The 17,403-nt window shown below is 40.9% G+C and carries 15 protein-coding genes; 3 read left to right on the top strand and 12 right to left on the bottom strand.

The genetic code is table 11. The annotated features are described in order from the left end of the window. Positions 1-13: 13 nt before the first annotated feature. The 9 genes from ligA to PQ477_RS13640 form a co-directional block, all read right to left on the bottom strand. Positions 14-2,029, bottom strand: coding sequence for an NAD-dependent DNA ligase LigA (gene ligA / locus PQ477_RS13680; RefSeq protein ID WP_274272194.1), 2,016 nt, complete (start codon positions 2,027-2,029; stop codon positions 14-16). An 18-nt stretch (positions 2,030-2,047) separates the two neighbouring features. Beyond that, a complete protein-coding gene (gene pcrA, locus PQ477_RS13675) occupies positions 2,048-4,276 on the bottom strand; it encodes a DNA helicase PcrA (protein ID WP_274272193.1) in 2,229 nt (742 codons plus the stop codon). Beyond that, a complete protein-coding gene (gene pcrB, locus PQ477_RS13670; RefSeq protein WP_035393336.1) occupies positions 4,277-4,972 on the bottom strand; it encodes a heptaprenylglyceryl phosphate synthase in 696 nt (231 codons plus the stop codon). A 211-nt stretch (positions 4,973-5,183) separates the two neighbouring features. Next, complete coding sequence (locus tag PQ477_RS13665) at positions 5,184-5,339, bottom strand: hypothetical protein (protein ID WP_158331939.1); 156 nt, start codon at positions 5,337-5,339, stop codon at positions 5,184-5,186. A 302-nt stretch (positions 5,340-5,641) separates the two neighbouring features. Beyond that, positions 5,642-6,667, bottom strand: a complete 1,026-nt coding sequence (locus PQ477_RS13660) for a serine hydrolase domain-containing protein (RefSeq protein WP_274272192.1) — start codon at positions 6,665-6,667, stop codon at positions 5,642-5,644. Positions 6,668-6,962: 295 nt separating this feature from the next. Next, entirely contained in the window at positions 6,963-7,793 is an 831-nt protein-coding gene (locus tag PQ477_RS13655; protein WP_060705179.1) for an ABC transporter ATP-binding protein, read from the bottom strand. A gap of 13 nt (positions 7,794-7,806) precedes the next feature. After that, entirely contained in the window at positions 7,807-8,817 is a 1,011-nt protein-coding gene (locus PQ477_RS13650; RefSeq protein ID WP_035393222.1) for a FecCD family ABC transporter permease, read from the bottom strand. Continuing rightward, complete coding sequence (locus PQ477_RS13645; RefSeq protein ID WP_274272190.1) at positions 8,818-9,861, bottom strand: FecCD family ABC transporter permease; 1,044 nt, start codon at positions 9,859-9,861, stop codon at positions 8,818-8,820. It lies immediately after the preceding gene. A gap of 156 nt (positions 9,862-10,017) precedes the next feature. Then, positions 10,018-10,149, bottom strand: coding sequence for a hypothetical protein (locus PQ477_RS13640; protein ID WP_274272189.1), 132 nt, complete (start codon positions 10,147-10,149; stop codon positions 10,018-10,020). A 304-nt stretch (positions 10,150-10,453) separates the two neighbouring features. Here PQ477_RS13640 and PQ477_RS13635 point away from each other — a divergent pair, with 304 nt between their 5' ends. Both PQ477_RS13635 and PQ477_RS13630 read left to right on the top strand, forming a co-directional pair. Then, a complete protein-coding gene (locus PQ477_RS13635; RefSeq protein ID WP_035393227.1) occupies positions 10,454-10,747 on the top strand; it encodes a hypothetical protein in 294 nt (97 codons plus the stop codon). 71 nt (positions 10,748-10,818) lie between these two features. Then, a complete protein-coding gene (locus tag PQ477_RS13630) occupies positions 10,819-11,721 on the top strand; it encodes a hydroxymethylglutaryl-CoA lyase (RefSeq protein WP_274272187.1) in 903 nt (300 codons plus the stop codon). 53 nt (positions 11,722-11,774) lie between these two features. On the opposite strand, the gene PQ477_RS13625 is transcribed toward PQ477_RS13630, so the two are convergent. Continuing rightward, entirely contained in the window at positions 11,775-12,623 is an 849-nt protein-coding gene (locus PQ477_RS13625) for an aldose 1-epimerase family protein (RefSeq protein WP_274273582.1), read from the bottom strand. Positions 12,624-12,770: 147 nt separating this feature from the next. On the opposite strand from PQ477_RS13625, the gene PQ477_RS13620 reads away from it, so the two are divergent. Continuing rightward, on the top strand, positions 12,771-15,173 hold the full coding sequence (locus PQ477_RS13620; protein ID WP_274272185.1) for a penicillin acylase family protein: 2,403 nt from the start codon (positions 12,771-12,773) through the stop codon (positions 15,171-15,173). 46 nt (positions 15,174-15,219) lie between these two features. On the opposite strand, the gene ade is transcribed toward PQ477_RS13620, so the two are convergent. Beyond that, the gene (gene ade / locus PQ477_RS13615) at positions 15,220-16,947 is read right to left on the bottom strand and encodes an adenine deaminase (protein ID WP_274272183.1); all 1,728 of its coding nucleotides are present in this window, start codon (positions 16,945-16,947) and stop codon (positions 15,220-15,222) included. Between the two features lie 131 nt (positions 16,948-17,078). After that, a complete protein-coding gene (locus PQ477_RS13610; protein WP_035393234.1) occupies positions 17,079-17,396 on the bottom strand; it encodes a YerC/YecD family TrpR-related protein in 318 nt (105 codons plus the stop codon). Positions 17,397-17,403: the final 7 nt, after the last annotated feature.

The raw sequence follows: 17,403 nt of genomic DNA, 5'->3' as shown, positions 1-17,403 counted from the left end.
ACGTACCCCTCTCTTAATCTAAATCTTCCATTGTTTGAACAAATTTCGCTTCTGTCCAAATCGTAATTCCAAGACTCTCCGCTTTTTTCTGCTTTGAGCCGGCATCTTCTCCAGCAATAACAATATCGGTTTTCTTACTGACGCTACCTGTTACAGTTCCACCAAGTGCTTCGATTTTTTCTTGGGCTTCTTTACGGTTCCAATGACTTAATTTTCCTGTTAATACAATTGTTTTCCCAACGAAAGGCGACTCAAGATCGCTTTGCTCTATGACTGGTCTTGCACCTCTATACTGCATATTCACTTCCGCTTGCTTCAATTTATCAAGTAACTCATCTACTTCCGGTTTATCGAAATAAGACACAATCGAATCTGCCATTTTTTCGCCGATTTCATTTACACTCAGCAGCTCATCTACAGATGCTTGACGAAGGTTACCCATCGAATCAAACGCCAATGCGAGGGTTTTTGCCGCTTTAGCGCCAACAAAACGAATCCCTAAGCCAAACAATAAACGCTCAAGTGAATTGTCTTTTGATCGTTGGATTGCATCGAGCAAATTGTCTACGGATTTTTCCCCCATCCGTTCGAGTGCAAGCAGTTCATCACGGTCTAACGTATAAAGATCGGCTACATCGGCTATTAATTGATGAGAGAACAGCTGGCTAATGACTTTTTCACCTAATCCATCAATATTCATCGCGTTTCTTGAAACAAAATGAATCAGCCCTTCTCGAATTTGTGCTGGGCATTTCGGATTCAAACAGCGTAATGCTACTTCGCCTTCAATCCGGTCTAGTTCGCTCCTACATTCTGGACATTCCGTTGGCATATGAAAATCAATTTCTTTTCCAGTGCGCTTTTCTATAATGACACCAACGACTTCAGGAATAATGTCGCCTGCTTTTTTAACGATCACCGTATCGCCAAGCTTAACATCTTTTTCTCGAATTAAATCTTCGTTGTGTAGGGATGCTCGCTTTACGGTTGTCCCTGCAACAACAACTGGTTCGAGAATAGCGGTTGGCGTCACAACACCTGTTCGTCCTACGTTTAATTCAATATCGTATAATGTTGTCACTACTTCCTCAGCGGGAAATTTATATGCTGTCGCCCATCGTGGACTTTTAGCTGTAAAGCCCAACGTTTCGTGTTGAGCAAGATCATTCACTTTAATTACGATTCCATCAATTTCGTAAGGGAGTTCATGACGATTTTCCACCCACTTTTCCGTAAAAGCAATGACTTCATCGATGTCCTGGCACACTGTCGCTTCTTTGTTTACTTTAAAACCTAAATCATCTAACAACGCCAATCCTTGATGATGACTGGTAATGGTCTGACCGCTTAATTCACCAATTGAATAAGCAAACATAGCTAAATTCCGTTTAGCTGCAATCTTAGGGTCAAGCTGTCGTAATGAACCAGCTGCCGCATTTCTAGGATTCGCAAATTTCTCTTCCCCAGCTTGTTCCTTCGCTTCATTTAACCGCTCAAACGATTGTTTTGGCATATAGGCTTCGCCGCGAACTTCAATAGAAACAGGCTTTTTCAAGCGTAATGGGATAGAAGGGATTGTGCGCAAATTGCTTGTAATCTCTTCTCCCGTAGTTCCATCTCCTCTTGTCGCGCCTCGTACAAGCGAACCGTTTTCATACGTTAAGGAGATGGCTAAACCATCAAACTTCAGCTCGCACACATACGAAACCTGATCACCAACTGCTTGGCGCACGCGACGGTCAAAACTACGTAAATCATCGGCTGAAAAAGCGTTAGACAAGCTCATCATCGGGACACGATGGGTTACTTTTTTAAATGCAGATGCAGGTTCCCCGCCAATACGCATCGTCGGAGAATCGTCTGTTGCTAACTCAGGAAACGCTTCCTCTAAGTGAACTAACTCCTGCAGTAAGCGATCATATTCTGCATCAGGAACTTTCGGTTGATCAAGGACATAGTAATGGTAGCCGTAATCCTCTAATTGCTCTTTCAACTCTTTCATCTTGCCCTCAGCTTGTTGCTTGTCCATTCATGTATCTCCTTTACCTTATACTTTCGTAATCGGGGCAAACTTAGCGAACAATCGTTTAATCCCTGTTGGTGGCGTAAACGCAATATCAAGTTCGACTGAATCCCCTTCTCCTTTTATACTAACAACTGTACCGACGCCCCATTTTTTGTGAGACGCTTTATCGCCAACCGCCCATTCAAAGCTGTCTCCACCTGTATTGGTCATCCTTGAAGACATGGCGCTTGTTCGCTTTGCTGCCATTGAAGCTGCGCTATTTCCTTGTTTACTCCCTCTACTCCAAACCGGAACACCGTGCTCTTCCCTACAGTCTTCTGGAATTTCTGCAATAAAACGTGACGATGGATTCGTATTGGTTCGTCCGTATAATGTTCTCATTTTTGCACTCGTTACATACAACTCTTTTTCAGCTCTTGTTATACCAACATATGCTAAACGTCGCTCTTCTTCCATTTCTTCATCATCAAATAATGAACGATTGTGAGGGAAAATACCTTCTTCCATCCCAATTAGAAACACGTAAGGAAACTCTAATCCTTTAGCTGAATGAAGGGTCATAAGTGTGATAGCCTCTTTAGGTGCTTCCACCTTATCATCATCAAGTTGGTCAATATCTGCAACTAAAGCTAAATCTGTTAGGAAAGAAACTAAGTCCTTTTCCTCACTACGCTTTTCAAATTCCTGCGTAACAGAAATAAATTCATCAATATTTTCTAAGCGTGATTGGGCTTCTATCGTTTGTTCTGCTTTTAACATATCTCGGTAACCTACCTTGTCTAGAAGCTCTTCAACAAGCTCTGTTACCGATAAATAATCTTGTTGTTGAACCCACCCGCTAACTTGATCACGAAATTCAATAAGTTTTGTTTTAGCTCGAGCTGTCACACCAATATGATCAATTTCAGCTAAAGCCCGGTACATCGACAGACCATTTTGAGTGGCGTATGCAGCGATTTTATCTACCGTTGTGGCTCCTATTCCTCTTTTTGGAACATTAACGATTCGTGCTAAACTAATGTCGTCTTCTGGATTGGACACTAATCGCAGATAAGCAAGAACATCTTTAATTTCTTTACGATCGTAGAACTTTGTGCCGCCAACAATCGTGTATTCTAGATTCGATTTAATAAAGAATTCCTCAATGATTCGAGATTGGGCATTCGTCCGGTAAAGAATAGCCACATCAGCATAGGAAAAACTTGACTCTTTTGCAGCTGTTTCTTTTATTTTTTCCACAACAAATTGTGCCTCAGCTTGCTCTGATGCCGCTTCATAAACGGTTATCTTTTTCCCTTGGTCATTTTCTGTCCAAAGATTTTTCGGCTTCCGGTTCCCGTTATTTCCAATCACTTTATTAGCAGCTTGCAAGATCGTTTTTGTGGAACGATAGTTTTGCTCTAGCATAATGACTGTTGCATCTGGATAGTCTTTTTCAAACGAGAGGATATTCTGAATATCCGCTCCTCGCCATTTGTATATCGACTGATCGGAATCACCTACAACACAAATATTTTGTAGACGGTCGCCCATTAGCTTTATAAGCTTATATTGCGCTTTATTTGTATCTTGATACTCATCGACATGAATGTATTGAAATTTGCGTTGATAAAATTCGAGGACTTCCGGCACATCACTGAACAATTCAATCGTCTTCATGATTAAATCATCAAAGTCTAACGCATTGTTTACTTTTAAACGCTTCTCAAATTCTAAATACACATCTGCGGCTACTTGATCAAACATGCCTTCAGCTGTTTTCGCGAAAGCTTTCGCAGATCTAAGTTCGTTTTTCGCACTAGAAATCATGCTAAGTATTGCTTTAGGATCAAACTTTTTTGTATCAATGTTTTGTGCTTTTAAAATTTGCTTAATAACGGAAAGTTGATCTGCCGAATCTAGAATGGAGAAATTACGATTGTAGCCAATTCGATCAATGTCTCTTCTTAAAATACGAACGCACATGGAGTGGAAAGTGGAAATCCAAATATCTTCAGCGATTGGACCAACTAATTGCGCAACTCGATCTTTCATTTCTCGTGCTGCTTTATTTGTAAACGTCAAGGCAAGCACTGCCCATGGAGGCGTTTGATTATGACGTAACAAATAGCTAATTCGGTGTGTTAAAACACGCGTCTTTCCGCTACCAGCTCCAGCCATAAGTAAGACTGGACCATCTGTGTGTACAACCGCTTTTCGTTGCTCTGGGTTTAGACCTTCTAACATTCGTTCTATGATTGTATCTTGCATTTAATAGGCACCACCTTTTACTGCTTTTACTGTCTTCACTGCTTCTTTAAAATTTGTATAAATAGCATTACCGACAACTGTCACATCAGCATACTGCGCATATTGCTTTGCCTCTTCTGCCGTTTCAATTCCACCACCATAAATTAGTTTTGTTGAAGAGAGGACAGCTTTCGCTTCCTTCACCACATCAACAGAACCTTTCTGTCCACTATATTCAATATAGAAGAACGGCAAGTGTAACATGTTTTCTGCCAGTCTTGCATAAGCCGTTACATCTTCAACTGACAAGTCAGTGGTAGCATCCGTCAACTCTGCTACCTTTGCATTGGGATTCAACACACAATAGCCCTCAGGAATGAACGTATCCCAATCAATTAATTCGCCATACTCCTTCATTGCCTGGTGATGTTGACCAATAATCCAGTTAGGGTTGCGGCTATTTAAAACCGTTGGAATTAAATAATAATCAAATCCAGGTGTAATGGAATCCATATTCGAGACTTCCAGCGCAACGGTTATGGGGTATCGTCGCACTTGTACAAGTAGTTCTAATGTATTATCTAACGTCACACCATCAGTTCCACCAACAATCACCGCGTCGGTTCCTGATTCGCATAAACGTTCTAGTTGATCTATTGTTAATTCTTTATTAGGGTCGAGCTTAAATACATGCGACCACTCATTTATGTTATTCATCATCGGTTTTCACGCGTGCCTCCCTTTAACGAGCACATATACGCACGTTCGTTCTGCACATTATTATAACAAAGTTAGCCACGCATGTCGTGTATCCATTGCGTGAAATTAACGGAAATTCACTCAAAAAAGCTCTATCTTTTTTGCACTTAAGCATTAGAAGAGCTTTTACGTTTTATATGATATTTCTAGAATTGGAAACAGCCTCTACTTATTCTTGTTTATCTCCATATATAACACTCTCTAGCAGCTCAATCTGTTCCTCTATGTACATTTTATAGCGTTTATTGAGTTGGTTGCTTTGCTTTTCCATTTCAAGCTGCACTAATTCTCTCTCAAAAATAAGTCGTTCGTCATCCGTAATCATCAGTTTAGCCCCTTTTCTAGCATCATACGATTAGGATTACCCACAGTTACACCTTTCATGTGTCAACTAAGAATCGTCACTCCAAATAACAAAAAAACCCCTGCATTAGGCTTTGCAAGGGTCCAAAAGGGGTCTATTAACTAGACGTGTATGTGTCACGTTCTTTCTAAATGATAACGAATATCATTATCAATGTCAATGGGTTTCTCTTTCTTTTTTGTCACTAAAGGCGAAACGGCTTGCACAAGTTCTAATTTGAAGAAAAAAAGAGCAAATCTAAAGGATTTGCCCTTATTCTCTCATTATTTATTTACGGTTACTCGTTCCAATTCTTTAAGAATTTCATAAGCACCATTTGATTGATTTGAACAAACAACGATCGTAAGACCTTGCTCGGGGTAATAGACAGAACGATAATTAACGCCTGGATCATAGCCCATTTGTATAAATTTTACGACGCCCTGTTCATTTGACTCCATATATCCGATATACCCATAGAATATGTCTTCATCAACATGTTCTTGAGGAGCCATAAAGTTTCGCGTCATTTCAGCAGACAAAAGTTTACCATTCATAAGCGCTTCCCAGAAAATACCTATATCAAGTGCAGTCACATAAGCACCGCCATCTGGTCCGCCTTTTGCAGGTAGTGAAAACACATTTGTTTTCACTGTTCCATCTGGTTTTTCAATATAGCCACATGCAACATTCCCAGGAAGTTCATCCACTGAAAAATAGCCTGAATTCGTCATACCAATCTTCGTAAAGATCGTTTTATCAATATAGGCATCGAAATCCATTCCACTTATTGCCTCAATAACGAGTCCTAAAAGAATATAGCCTGTATTATTGTACTTAAAAGACCGACCAACCTTATCTTGCATTTTTTCTAACCGAAACATTGGCAGGAAGTCTTTTGCAGAACGGACTTGATACATAGGGAAAGTCTCCCAGAGCTCCTCATAGTCATCCATTTTCTCCTCATCAAAGTAGTCTGGAATTCCTGATGTATGGGTTAAGAGATGATGGATCGTAATCGAGTTGTCAAAATACGGGAGATCCACACGTAAGCAGTTTTTAAGAGTCGTGTCGAATGTGAGTTTCCCTTCTTCCACTAGCTTACAAATGGCAACAGACGTAAAGATTTTGCTACCAGACGCAATGGAAAAACGAGTTTGTGGTTGATTTTTTATTTTTTCTGAACGGATTGCATGACCGAAGCCATCTGAGATTAGTTCAATACCATTCTTGCGTACATAGATACTCCCAGAGAACTGCAGTTCCTTTTGTTTTTCAGTAAGATTAGTCCAGTTCATTTGTTTATTCATTTTTATTCCTCCTGAATGTGTTTTTTAGCAAGCAACATGGCCTTTTTAAACACATTCAATTAGCCTTTTCACATTTGAAAACGAATCATTCTGCTCTCCCCCTTTACTTATTTGAGCTTAGCATCCAAATTGATTTTTTTCAATTATCAATCTTCATTTTTTAGTCATGAAGCGTGCAGTTTGCAATGAACAGCCTAAGAAAAGTAGAGGATAAACAATATGACAAAGGAAACCGCAAGCATAATGTAGGAAAAACAGCCTACCAACATGATTGATAAGCTGTCAATAAAGCGGTTTATGCATACGCTGGTATTTTTTCTTCTTGTCTTAGAGTGACTTCTTTTTGAAGAAGATCGTATGTCAGACAAACTGGTTTCCCTGTGCGTGGATCTGCGACAATACTTGCATCAATCTGAAAAACATCTTTTAATACTTTCGCGTTCATTACCTCTTCAGGCGTTCCTTCTTTTATAATTTCACCTGAACGAATACTAACCATATAATCTGCAAAACGAGCCGCATGATTTAAATCATGAATAACCATAACGATTGTCCGATTTTGCTCTTGATTTAAACGCTCCAATACCTGCAATACTTCAAGCTGATGAGCTAAATCCAAATAAGTCGTTGGTTCATCTAAAAGGAGGATATCTGTCTCTTGAGCGAGCGCCATCGCGATCCACACACGCTGACGTTGTCCTCCAGACAGTGCTTCAATGGAACGGTCTGCGAACTCTTCCATGTTTGTTTGCTCTAGCGACCAACGAATTAACTCTTTATCGTAATCTGTTAATTGACCGAAACCTTTTTGATGGGGATAACGACCATAAGCCACTAATTCTTCTACCGTTAATCCACTTGGCGCTTCAGGTGACTGAGGTAACACGGCCATCTTCTTCGCAATCTCTTTTGTGGACTGCTTATGAATGGACTTTCCATCTAAATACACAGCCCCTTTTGAAGCTTGTAAAATGCGAGCAATTGTTTTTAAAATGGTTGATTTCCCACAACCATTTGGTCCAATAATCGTTGTTATTTTCCCATCTGGTATATTCAAATGTAGATCACGTACAATTTCTCGTTTCTCGTATCCAATGGAAAGCTGTTCAGTAGTTAATCGTGACAATCGTTTTCCCCTCCTAAGGTGTTCTCATTAATAGATATAAAAAGTACGGTGCACCAATAATCGCAATGACAATGCCAACTGGAATTTCGGAAGGTGCTAACACATTTCGCCCAATCATATCAGCTGCCAATAAAATGAACGCTCCAACAAGGGTCGCTGTTGGAATCATAATTTGGTGCTGCGGTCCAACTAACTTACGAGCAATATGTGGGGCAACTAATCCTAGAAAGGCGATTCCACCTGCTACTGCAACAGAAATGGCTGCTAGTGCTACTGCAAGGATAAGCAAGAAACGTCTTTCTTTTTCCATTGATACCCCTAATGATATGGCAGATTCGGTTCCGACCTGCATCACATTTAATGTTCTCGCTTTATAGATCGCGAGAGGGACCAAAATGAGTAACCAAGGTAAAATCGTTACTACATAAGACCACGTTGACCCCCAAATACTACCGGTAAGCCAAATCGTTGCTTGCATAAAATCATTTGGTGCCATTCTTAATTGTATAACGATAAGAAGAGCACTAAATGCAGCGTTGACGGCAATACCAACTAAAATAAGCCGAACTGGTGTAATGCCTTTTTTCCAGGCAAATATATAAATTAAAAAGGCGGCAAATGCCGCGCCAATAAAAGCGAAGAGCGGCATAATGAAAATGGAAAGTTGACTCACTCCTGTTAAAGAGCCTTGAAAAAAGTAAATAAAAATGACAACAGCGAGACCTGCTCCTGTATTAATTCCAAGAATTCCAGGGTCAGCTAATTCATTTTGAGAGATACTTTGTAGTATAGCTCCTGAAACGGCTAAGGCTGCACCGACAAGAAGTGCAATAACCATTCGTGGTAGTCGAAATTCGAATAAAATTAGGGCATCTCGTTCGGAACCAAGTCCGACTAATGTACGCAGCACATCTACAGGTTGAATTTGAATGGCTCCTGTTTGTAAAGAGACGATAAACGTTAAAAGAATGAGTAAGATAAGGGTAACGATTTTAAAGGCTGGCTTTTTTATTAATGCATTCATTTATAATTTCCTCCCGTCACGTCTAGCGAGATACAGGAAGAACGGAACGCCGATTAAAGCTGTCATTGCCCCGACTGGTGTTTCAAACGGTGCATTAATTATTCGTGCAGCTAAATCCGCTAACACGAGTAACAATGCGCCAAGAACTGCAGAGCAAGGGATTATATAGCGATAATCAACGCCTACTAAACCTCTTGTTATATGCGGTATAACTAACCCTATAAAACCAATCGCACCTGCTACTGCTACGCCAGCGCCTGTGAGCAATAACACCACAATGACACCAAGGGTCTTAATGAGAAGAATGCGTTGCCCCAATCCTTTTGCTACATCTTCTCCTAGACTTAATACGGTTACAGAGCGAGAGAGTATAATAGCAAGTGTCAATCCGCCAATGGCGACCGGCACAATCATTTGCAAGTTTGACCACGACATGCCAGCTAAACCACCAGCAAACCAAAAACTAATATCTTGAGCGACATTAAAGTGAATCGCAATACCAGAAGAGATTGCGCTTAAAAAAGCTCCCACCGTAACACCAGCTAGCGCAAGCTTAGCCGGAGTCAGTCCACCTCGGGCAAAGGACCCAATGAAAAAGACAAATGCTGCCCCAGCACCAGCTCCTATAAACGCGGCCACCATTAAGCTCGTGCCAGAAATACTTGCACTAAATGCGAACATAATGGCAATAGCAAGGGCAGCGCCATCCATTACACCCATGATGGAAGGTTCTCCTAAAGGATTTCGCGTCATGCCCTGCATTATAGCTCCAGATACAGCCAAGAAGCTCCCAACTAATGCTGCTCCTAACGCTCTCGGTATACGAATATCATAAATAATCTGATGTTCCGTTAATGTTGGGTTAAATGCTGTAATAGCATCCCAAATCGTTCCGACACTAATGTTAGCAGCACCGAACGAAATGGATAAAACCAGTGCAGCAGTTAAAAGAACAAAACCAAAACCGATCACAAGAATAGCGTGACTAGGTTTTGAGCGCGCTTTTGCTTTTTCTAAAGTTGTTACTGCTGATTGTCTCCCCATACGATCATTTTCCTCTTCCACTTGCTACATTCTATTGATAATCATTATCATACATCATTATGAGAAAAGGGTAAACAAAAAACAAGAAATCTCGTCTTTGTTTACCCTTTTAAGGTGATTGATTCATTTTATTTAGTATTTTTTTCTGAACATTCATTATGAAAACGAAAGAAAAAGCTTGTAACTGACGTACGCAATACCAATCCATAGTGGTATACTCATTAGCAGAGCCCATAAAGCACCAACAACTAAATTTTCGCCTGTTTCATTTTGCATTTTTTCTTCCATCGTTTAACCCTCCTTTATCTTTCTTACTTTTAGTATATGAGCCAACCTTGTTGTTCAGTTTAATAAAAGGTTAAGATTTTGTAAGGATTAACACTTGAAAATACAGGCATAAAAGTAGTAGCATATGCTACACTTGCAGGAGAGGGGTGCCTGTTGAGAAAAAATTTGTTAATAAGAAACATTTATTCTTCCTTATTCTTTTCTCGTTTGAACATGCCATTTCCTTTTTCCCTCTTTTATTATTTCTCTATACCCATTAGGTCGTACGTTCATACGACGGTCATGTATTGAAAGGAAGACTCCTATGACGACTAAACAAAAGAAAGAAAGACCTTCCCTCGTTATGATGATTTACATGTGGATTTTTATTCTTGTTGCACTTGTAAATCTAGTAGGGATCGCTTCACAAAACCTTTATCAAAGTATTTTCCCTTTTTTCATTGTATCGCTCTTAAATATCGTTTTAGCTGCTCTTTTAATTTTACATGCGCTTAAAACGTCAGATTCACGTGAACGCCGGCTGGCGATTATTTATTTAATCGGAATTGGGTTTATCGCAGCTGTCACTTTTTTTCGTTACCTGTTTATGCAAGCTTAACCGGAAGGCTATAGTCACGATTGCCTATAGCCCTCTTTGTATTCTAGTCTATTCATGAAGGAGCTGCTTATATGATTGAAATCTTTGAAGTAGGTGTTCGTGACGGATTACAAAATGAAAAGACTCTATTAACGACGGAACAAAAGATTGAGATGCTTGAACATCTAGTCCATTCTGGTCTCGAAAAATTGGAAGCGGTCTCTTTTGTCCATCCAAAACTGGTTCCTGCGATGGCTGATGCTGAAGCAATTTTGGCCCAATGGAACCGCCCGTCTCATATCCAAGTAGCCGGACTTGCTCTTAATAGTCGCGGTATCGATCGTGCCATGATGACCTCCATCACCCATTTACACACATCTATTGCTGTCAGCGATGCGTTTAACTTAAAAAACGCAAAGCGATCTGTTCAGGAAGGCTTGGAAGACCTCCTGCCCCATATTAAAGAAGCACAACAACTGAAGCCAGTGACAGCAATTCTTGCTACGTCCTTTGGTTGCCCGTTTACGGGGATGATTCCTTCTTCTTCTCTCTTGAAAATGGTTGAGAGCTTCTTAACAGCAGGTGCAAGTAAGATTGTCCTCGGAGATACAACTGGCATGGCAAACCCTTCTATGGTAAAAGAACGAGTCGCTTCATTATATGATGAGTTTGGAAGCGAATTAAAACTTGGTCTCCATTTTCATAATACGCGTGGTTTAGCTCTAGCCAACACCCTTGCTGGCTACGAGGCTGGCGTTCGCCATTTTGATGCATCAGTTGGTGGTTTAGGAGGGTGTCCATACGCACCACTCGCAGTAGGAAATGTCTGTACCGAAGATATGGTACATATGTTTCACGAGATGGATGTAGAAACAGGTGTAGACCTTGATCGTCTTATTCAAACGGCTCAGATGATCCAAAACTGGTTCCCTCAGCCCCTGCCTGGTATGGTTATGAAAGCAGGTAAAACAAGTGCATTAACAGAACAACGCTAACGGAGGAAGCTTCTCATAAAGCGAGAAGCTTTTTTTCATTCCTTATTTTAGCTTCAAAAATGGATGGTATAGCCGCCGTTAAATGTTTCTTTGGCATTAATCCTCTGGATTCCTTCTTTATCTTCTAAGTTTCCAGTAGCATCCCACTTATCAGCAATCCCGTACCAAGGCTCAATACAAACAAATGCAAGTTCTTCCTCTTCTTCTTTATATGGTGACCAGATGCCAACATAAGGCGCACCGTGAAGATCAACACGTAGTTTGGTTTCTTCCTTCACAACAATTTCCACAGTATCGATTCCTTTATATACGAGGGCATCGTCTTTAAACCAATGTGGTGCAAGGGAAAACGACTGTGGTAATGACTCTACCTTTTTCAGCAAGTTGTTCGTTACTTGAAACGACGTTACCTCTTTCTCTGATTGCAATGTAAGGATATGGTCTTCTGCTTTGGCGCCTTCTTTCATTGGGAGGGAAAAAGCTGGATGTCCTCCAATTGAAAACAACATGTCTTCGTTGGAATCATTGACTACCTGCCAATGAACATGTAAGGCGTTTTCATGCAATTCATATTGGATATAAATAGTAAATTCAAATGGATACACATGTGCAAACTGCCCAGAGGATTCAAAATGAAAGCTTGCTTTCGTTTTTGATAGTGAATCGGTTACAAATATTTGATCCCGTAAAAACCCGTGACGAGGAAGTGTATATGACTTTCCCTTATACGAATACGTTTCATTTTTTAACCCACCCACAATAGGAAATAAAATGGGGGATACTCTTCCCCAGTAAGCTGGATCACCCGACCACATTCTATTTTGAGCCATGCTTTTATGAGTAACCTTCTGAACTTCTGCACCTTTATGAGCAATTTCAACTTGCAACAAGTCATTTTCAATAATAATAATATGTATTCCTCCTCATTCAAGCATAGTGTATCTTTAGTATGAAGGAGTCTAAAAAAAACGCAACGAATATGCAGGAGTTTGCTAAAATGATTCGAAATGACTATTCGAAAGCGTTTTCTTTAAAAAAGGGAGGGTCAAATGGAAACGATAAAAACGAAACAACCAAAACAGTTTCCTTGGAAAAAAACGATCTTTATTACACTAGGCGGGTTGATCTTTATCGTTCTAGCAGTCCTCGTTTGGGCTTATCTGCAAATTCAAAAGCCCATTCCACAAGAGTTAGGAACGTTAGAGCTGAATGGATTATCAGCGGAAGTATCTGTCTATCGAGATGATCAAGGGGTTCCGCATATTGAAGCAAATAACGACTATGACCTTTATTTCGCACAAGGTTTTGTTACGGCTCAAGATCGTTTGTTTCAAATGGATCTCAGTCGCAGACAAGCATCTGGTCAATTAGCAGAAGTCATTGGTGAGAGCATGCTTGATCAAGACCGTTACTTCCGTACATTTGGATTACGACGAGCAGCAGAAGCATCAGAGGCAGCATATGATGAAGAAACATACGGTTATTTAGAAGCGTATGCGGCTGGGGTTAATGCGTTTATGGAACGCGCTATTGATAATGGAGAACTTCCCATTGAGTTTCGGCTAGCTGGATACGAACCCACCCCGTGGGAACCGTTAGATTCTTTAACAATCGGCAAATATATGGCCTATGACTTAAGCGGGAATTGGCAAGGCCAGGCGTTCAGACATTGGCTGGCGCAACATGTGACAGAAGAAGAGGCTCTTGATTTAATGCCTGCCTACCCGAATGATGGGCCTGTCATACTAGATTTAGCCAAGTCGGTTCCGATCGACATTGAAACCGCTTTTGCAACAACGACAAATTACTTGCCACACCCTTTTTCAGGTAGTAACAATTGGGTTTTAGCTGGCGAAAGAACAGCTTCCGGTGAGCCTCTCCTTGCTGATGATCCGCATTTAGGGTTAGCGACACCAAGCATTTGGTACGAAACCCATCTAACGTCTCCATCTGTAAATGTAACAGGGGTGATTTTTGCGGGTGTTCCTGGAATTATCCTCGGATCAAATGAAGATATTGCTTGGGGCGTAACAAATGTAGGGCCTGATGTTCAGCAACTTTATTTTGAGCAGCGTCATCCTGATAATGCATCAATGTTTCTGTATGACGATGAGTGGTATGAAGCGGAAGTGATAACAGAAACCATCCTCGTTGCAGATCAAGAGCCATACGAACATGAAATTACGATTACAAAAAACGGTCCTCTCTTATCAGAGTATGCATCTTTTGAAGAAGAGGCGGAATATGCGCTCTCCATGCGCTGGACAGCTCATGAGGCAACAACAGAATTACAAGCTGTTCTCGATTTTAATCGGGCCGATAACTGGGATACATTTGCCGATGCGCTGACGTCTTTTCAAGCTCCGGCGCAAAATTTTGTGTTTGCTAGTAAGGATGGAACGATTGCCTATCGAGCAAACGGACTCATCCCCATTCGCCCCGATGAAGACGATGCATTAGTACCAGTTCCAGGTTGGGACCCTAAATATCAGTGGAAAGGCTACATTCCTTGGGACGAACTTCCAACTATTATTAACCCTGAATCAGGCATTATTTCAACAGCAAATAATCAGATTGTTGGGGAAGACTACCCTTACCACATTACACATACATGGGCACAACCTTATCGACATCAACGAATTATTGACGTGCTCTATGCTTCAAATGATCATACAGCAGAAGACATGATGAATCTGCAAATGGATGTGGTGAATTTGCAGGCAGAAGAATTTGTCCCTATTCTTATTGAAGCACTTGAAATGAGCGAGTTAACGGACGTCGAACAACAAGCAGTAACCATGCTTCAGTCATGGAATCGTGAAGATCGAAAAGAAGAACCAGGACCACTCTTGTTCCATTTTTGGATGGATGGCCTGACAAAGCAACTTTTCGAAGACGACATCCCAACTGACCTTTACGGACTCTTTGAAGGAAGAGCAAACATTGTTGATGAAATGATTCGGGCAGCGAGTCAAGGGCAACCTGGACCTTGGATAGAAAAAGCAGGTGGATTGGATACCCTTGCTTACAAAAGTTTTCAACAAGCCGTTGAACGGGCATCAGAACTTCAAGGGGCAACTCCTAATGACTGGGAGTGGGGGGCGTTTCACAAAGTTGTTTTCAATCACCCACTTGCTGCCATATCTCCTTTAAATTATTTATTTAACGGTTCTCCTTTACCCGTTGATGGAAGCCGTATAACCGTCAAAGCAGCAAGCTACAATACGGATACCGGCGTAGTAACCAATGGAGCTGGCTGGCGTGGTGTAATGGATTTGTCGGATCTAGAGAATACACATCACCTTGTTGGTCCCGGTCAATCTGGCCATGTCTTTAGCGATTCGTATCATAACCAGCGAGAAGCTTGGGTCCACGGAGACTACCACGTGACATCAATTGATCCAACGATTTATCAACCAACAGATCGGCACCTTACATTAATACCGCAATAAAACAAAAAATAGTTCTCATAAAATGAGAACTATTTTTTCTATCAACTTATTGTTCAATAAAGGAAAACGCTTCAACATCGAATAACCCTTTTGAAGTTAACTTAATAGAAGGAATAACAGGTAACGCTAGAAAAGCTAACGTCAGAAAAGGGTCAATCTCCTCATGATAGCCTATTACTTTTAACGCTTCTTGAAGTTTATTTAACGCCGTTTTCACTTGACTAGTCGACTGTGTGGACATCAATCCTCCGATTGCGAGTGGAAGGGTTGCAATAACACGGTCGCCGTCTACTACTGCCATTCCGCCACCGATTTCCACTACATGATTTATTGCATGGTAAAGACTGTCATCATCGACACCGCAGGCAATAATATTATGTGAATCATGTGCAACTGTCGAAACAATTGCCCCCTTTTTAATAGGTATGCCTTTACAGATCCCAACTCCGATTGTTCCTTTTTGATGGTGACGTTCCATCACAACTAACTTTAACTGGTTTTTGTTTGGTTTAAAGCAGTTGTTTTCTATTTCTACTTTTTCGACTGCTTTCTTCGTCACAATAGAGGTTAAAGACGCTTCAATAATGGTTGCCTTGTCACTATTTTTTAGTGGGAGCTGAAGGTTCTCTTTTGTAAATGGCTTCACACGAACGCTGTTTAGCAATTGTAATGGTACTTCTACGTGTGAACGCAAAGATGACAGCAATGTCCCTTTTTCAGCTACTTTCTCACCTTCAACATACACACTATCTACCTCAAACGTATTCAAATCATTTACAACAAGAAAAGTCGCTTTCTTTCCAGGGGCTATGGCACCCCGATCCTGTAATCGAAAGCATTCTGCGGCGTTTAAACTTCCTAGCTGAATCGCCTGCAAAGGATTAAGACCAAGCTCAATCGCTTTACGAACATTAAAGTCAATGCTGCCCTCTTCTATTAAATCGTCTAAGTGCTTATCGTCTGTAGCAAAAGCAAAACGTCTACAATTGAATGGCGTTACAGATGGTATAATGGCTTCCATATCTCGTGTTGCCGTTCCTTCTCGCATGAGGACATAAAAGCCTTTTCTCACTCGTTCAAGTGCCTCTTCAGCAGTAATCGCTTCGTGATCATTTTCAATCCCAACAACTCGATATGCATTAAGCGCTTTTTCACCTAAGCCAGAACCATGACCATCAATTGGGTGGCCTGCTGTTTTTGCTAGGGATATCTTTCTCAACATTTCGTCGTCCCCTGAACATACTGCCGGATAATCCATCACTTCTCCTAGCCCATAGACGTTGCCTTCTTTAAAAAGGGCGTCCGCATCCTTACTAGAAAGAGTTGCGCCGTTTTCTTCAAACGATGCAGCAGGGACACTCGATGGTACCATCATCTTTATGTCTAGTGGCATATCTTTTGAAGCTTCAATCATGTAACGCACCGCATCTGCTCCACCAACATTCGCGATTTCATGAGGATCCGCAATAATTGTTGTTACTCCTCTAGGTATGAGAACGCGAGCAAGCTCTTCTGGACGAACCATCCCTGATTCAATATGTACATGCCCGTCTATAAGACTAGGGCAAATCCACTTCCCTTTAACGTCCACTACTTTTTTGCCACTCGTATACGCACCAATTCCAACAATTATGCCATCTGTGATCGCAATATTCCCTTGAAACGTTGAACATGTGTATACATCAACAATTGTTGCATTTTGTAAAAGCAGATCACATGCTTGCTCTCCACTTGCCGCACGTAATTGGTTTTTTAAAGACGTAGGTTCACTCATAAAGGGCTCCTTTTGTTTTTAACGACTATTGTAGCGAATCTCGACGCTTAGTACCATCCTTTTTTAGAAATCTAATTAGCAAGATTATTGTTGCATAAAAAAACCGCAGGCAAGAGCCTGCGGTTTAATCGTTATACATCCTGTGTTTCTTCAAGCTCCTGGGCGTCAATCCGATCTAACGTCATTCGATAGCCATCGTTCCCATAGTTTAAACAACGCTTGACTCGGGAAATCGTTGCAGTACTTGCGCCTGTTTCGGTTTCAATCTTATGATACGTGTAACCGTCTCTTAGCATACGTGCTACTTCAAGACGCTGAGCAAGTGATTGTATTTCATTAATCGTACAAAGATCATCAAAAAACTCGTACGCTTCTTCAACGTCTTTTAAAGAAAGAATCGCTTGAAACAACTGATCCAATTCTTTTCCTCTAAGTTTATTAATTTGCAACAACCGT

The organism is Shouchella hunanensis, assembly GCF_028735875.1.
In the GTDB taxonomy this organism is placed as follows: Bacteria; Bacillota; Bacilli; order Bacillales; family Bacillaceae_D; genus Shouchella; species Shouchella hunanensis.
This window is presented reverse-complemented; position numbering and strand designations above follow the sequence as displayed.

What these genes read in the sequence shown, in the direction of transcription:
- ligA (WP_274272194.1), bottom strand. Translation starts at nt 2,029, where the DNA reads ATGGACAAGCAACAAGCTGAGGGCAAGATGAAAGAGTTGAAAGAGCAA.
- pcrA (WP_274272193.1), bottom strand. Translation starts at nt 4,276, where the DNA reads ATGCAAGATACAATCATAGAACGAATGTTAGAAGGTCTAAACCCAGAG.
- pcrB (WP_035393336.1), bottom strand. Translation starts at nt 4,972, where the DNA reads ATGAATAACATAAATGAGTGGTCGCATGTATTTAAGCTCGACCCTAAT.
- PQ477_RS13665 (WP_158331939.1), bottom strand. Translation starts at nt 5,339, where the DNA reads ATGATTACGGATGACGAACGACTTATTTTTGAGAGAGAATTAGTGCAG.
- PQ477_RS13660 (WP_274272192.1), bottom strand. Translation starts at nt 6,667, where the DNA reads ATGAATAAACAAATGAACTGGACTAATCTTACTGAAAAACAAAAGGAA.
- PQ477_RS13650 (WP_035393222.1), bottom strand. Translation starts at nt 8,817, where the DNA reads ATGAATGCATTAATAAAAAAGCCAGCCTTTAAAATCGTTACCCTTATC.
- PQ477_RS13645 (WP_274272190.1), bottom strand. Translation starts at nt 9,861, where the DNA reads ATGGGGAGACAATCAGCAGTAACAACTTTAGAAAAAGCAAAAGCGCGC.
- PQ477_RS13640 (WP_274272189.1), bottom strand. Translation starts at nt 10,149, where the DNA reads ATGGAAGAAAAAATGCAAAATGAAACAGGCGAAAATTTAGTTGTTGGT.
- PQ477_RS13635 (WP_035393227.1), top strand. Translation starts at nt 10,454, where the DNA reads ATGACGACTAAACAAAAGAAAGAAAGACCTTCCCTCGTTATGATGATT.
- PQ477_RS13630 (WP_274272187.1), top strand. Translation starts at nt 10,819, where the DNA reads ATGATTGAAATCTTTGAAGTAGGTGTTCGTGACGGATTACAAAATGAA.
- PQ477_RS13620 (WP_274272185.1), top strand. Translation starts at nt 12,771, where the DNA reads ATGGAAACGATAAAAACGAAACAACCAAAACAGTTTCCTTGGAAAAAA.
- ade (WP_274272183.1), bottom strand. Translation starts at nt 16,947, where the DNA reads ATGAGTGAACCTACGTCTTTAAAAAACCAATTACGTGCGGCAAGTGGA.